Annotated in this window: 2 protein-coding genes and 1 pseudogene; all 3 read left to right on the plus strand. The window is 74.2% G+C overall.

Going from position 1 to position 3,008, the window contains the following annotated elements; genetic code table 11:
* A partial coding sequence (gene lhgO, locus ACWJ6R_RS33565; RefSeq protein ID WP_449066075.1) for an L-2-hydroxyglutarate oxidase occupies window positions 1-813 on the plus strand: 813 nt, incomplete at its 5' end.
* A 26-nt stretch (window positions 814-839) separates the two neighbouring features.
* A pseudogene (locus ACWJ6R_RS33570) lies at window positions 840-1,555 on the plus strand (response regulator transcription factor).
* The gene (locus ACWJ6R_RS33575; RefSeq protein ID WP_449066076.1) at window positions 1,555-2,943 is read left to right on the plus strand and encodes a sensor histidine kinase; all 1,389 of its coding nucleotides are present in this window, start codon (window positions 1,555-1,557) and stop codon (window positions 2,941-2,943) included. The pseudogene ACWJ6R_RS33570 and the gene ACWJ6R_RS33575 overlap by 1 nt, the downstream one beginning before the upstream one ends.
* Window positions 2,944-3,008: the final 65 nt, after the last annotated feature.

A 3,008-nucleotide genomic window follows, 5' to 3' on the forward strand; every position in this document is an offset into this window, starting at 1 on the left:
GAGCCGCACGCCGTCGGGGTGGCCGCCGTGCACTCCCCGCGCACCGCGATCGCCGACTTCCCCGCCGTCGCCCGCCGGCTGGCCCGCGACGTGGAGGAGTCCGGCGGCGCGGTACGGCTCTCGCACCCGGTCCGCATGCTGCGCCAGACCGCGGACGGGGTGGAGGTGGTCGCCGCGTGGAGCCGGATGCGCTTCGACCGGCTGGTCGTCTGCGCCGGGCTCGGCACCGACGCGGTCGCCCGGATGGCCGGATCACCAGGCGAGGTACGGATCGTCCCCTTCCGCGGGGAGTATCACGCGCTCGCCGGGCGGGCCAGGGAACTGGTCCGCGGACTGGTCTACCCGGTGCCCGATCCCCGCTACCCGTTCCTCGGCGTGCACCTGACCCGCAGGGTCGACGGCGAGGTGCTCGTCGGGCCCAACGCGGTGCCGGCGCTGGCGCTGGAGGGCTACTCCTGGCGGGACGTCGACCTCTCCGACCTGCGCCGCGTCGCGGCCTGGCCGGGAACCCGGAGGCTGGCGGCCCGGCACTGGCGGACGGGGGTCGGCGAGGTGCTCGGCTCGCTGTCCGGGGGCGCCTTCCTGGCGGCGGCGCGCCGCTACGTCCCCGAGATCACCGCCGCCGACCTCGTCCCGGCCGGAAGCGGGGTCCGGGCGCAGGCCGTGGCCCGCGACGGGAGCATGCTGGACGACTTCGCCGTCGACACGCACGGCCTGATCACCCTGGTGCGCAACGCCCCTTCCCCCGCGGCGACCTCCAGCCTGGCGATAGCCAGGCATCTTGTCGGGATAACCTCTGTCCTGACTTCTTAACGGCTTTCTCAGACGAACGGGTGAGGATGGGCCTCGTGAACGAATCCCCCGAGGCCCGCCTGCTGATCGTCGAGGACGAGCCCAACATCCTCGAACTGCTGGCGGCGAGCCTGCGGTTCGCCGGCTTCGGAGTGAACACCGCGGGCAACGGCGCCGACGCCGTCGCCGCCGTGCAGCGCCACCGCCCGGATCTGATCGTGCTCGACGTGATGCTCCCCGACATGGACGGCTTCGACGTGGTGCGGCGGCTGCGCGGCGGGGGGACGGACACGCCGGTGCTCTTCCTCACCGCCCGGGACGCCGTCGAGGACAAGATCCGCGGGCTGACCGCGGGCGGGGACGACTACGTGACCAAGCCGTTCAGCCTGGAGGAGGTCGTGGCCGGATCCGGGCCGTGCTGCGCCGTACCGGCGGGGGAGACGCGTTCGCCCGGCCGCCCCGGCTCACCTTCGCCGACGTCGAGCTCGACGAGGAGAGCCACGAGGTGTGGCGCGGGGGCCGGGCGGTGGCGCTCTCGCCGACGGAGTTCAAGCTGCTGCGCTACTTCATGGTGAACGCGGGCCGGGTGCTGTCCAAGGCGCAGATCCTCGATCACGTCTGGGACTACGACTTCCGCGGCGACGTCGGCATCGTGGAGTCCTACGTCTCCGTGCTCCGCCGCAAGATCGACAACGCGGATCCCCGGCTGATCCACACGCTGCGCGGGGTCGGCTACGTGCTCCGCCGCCCGCCGGGTCCCTGATGTTCGCCCGCAGCCCCCTGCGCGTCCGGCTGATCGGCGTCATCCTGGTCCTGCTGGCCATCGCGCTGGTCCTGATCGGCGTGGGCAGCGTCTCGATCATGAGGGGTTACCTGATCGACCGGGTGGACAGCCAGATCGACCTCACCACCGCGACCATGCTGCGCCGCCTGCGCGCCCCGGGCCCCTTCAACATGAACGGCAGGGCGCTGCCGCCCGACATGAAGGTGGAGCTCCGCGACCCGCAGGGCCGGGCCCTCGTCACGGCCGGCGGGGTGGACGTGGAGGGCAGGCCGGCGCCGGCCGTACTCTCCGGCCCGGGCCCGGAACCGTTCCACCACGGCGAGTGGCGGATCCGGGTGACCCCGCTGGACACGGGCGGGAGCCTCCTCGTCGCCGTCGACCTGGCCGAGGCCCGGCAGATCATCGGCCAGCTCGCGCTGGTGGAGATCCTCGGCGGCGGCGGGCTGATGGCGGCGCTGGCGCTGGTGGGCGTGGTGGTCATCCGGCGGAGCCTGCGCCCGCTGGAGGAGATCGAGCGCACCGCGGAGGCCATCGCCGCCGGGGATCTGAGCCGCCGCGTCCCCGACGCGGACTCCCGCACCGAGGTCGGCCGCCTGGGCCGGTCGCTGAACGGCATGCTCGCGCAGATCGAGGCGGCCTTCCAGGCCAGGTCCGAGTCCGAGGCCGCGGCCCGCCGATCCGAGGAGCGCATGCGCCGGTTCGTCGCCGACGCCTCGCACGAGCTCCGCACGCCGCTGACGTCGATCCGGGGGTTCGCCGAGTTCTACCGGCAGGCGCCCGGCGTCGACGCGGCGCCGCTGATGCGCCGGGTGGAGTCGGAGGCGGTCCGGATGGGCCTGCTCGTGGACGACCTGCTGATGCTCGCCCGGATGGACCAGCAGCGGCCGATGTCCATGCGCCCGGTGGACCTGCTGGCCATCGCCGCCGACGCCGTCCACGACGCCCGGATCCTCGCCCCGGGGCGGGAGGTCTCGCTCTCCGTCGACGGCGCCGCGCTGATCGTCTCGGGCGACGAGGTACGGCTCCGCCAGGTCGTCGGCAACCTGATGAACAACGCGCTCACCCACACCCCCGAGGGCACGTCCGTGCGGGTGCTGCTGCGCGCCGAGGACGGCACGGCCGTCGTGGAGGTGGCGGACGAGGGGCCGGGCCTGACCGCGGAGCAGCGTGAGCGCGTCTTCGAGCGGTTCTACCGCGTCGACTCCGCCCGCGGCCGCCGTGCCCCGGAGGACGGCGGCAGCGGGCTGGGCCTGGCCATCGTCGCGGCGATGGTGGAGGCGCACGGCGGCACGGTGTCCGTCGACTCCGTACCCGGCAAGGGCGCCGTCTTCATCGTCCGGATCCCCCTGGCGCCCGACTTCGGCTGAGCCCGGGCCGGGCCTCCGACCGCTCCCCGCCAGGCGGTGGCGAGCCCGGCGCGTGAGCCGGCGCG

It is taken from the genome of Planomonospora algeriensis, from assembly GCF_977012225.1.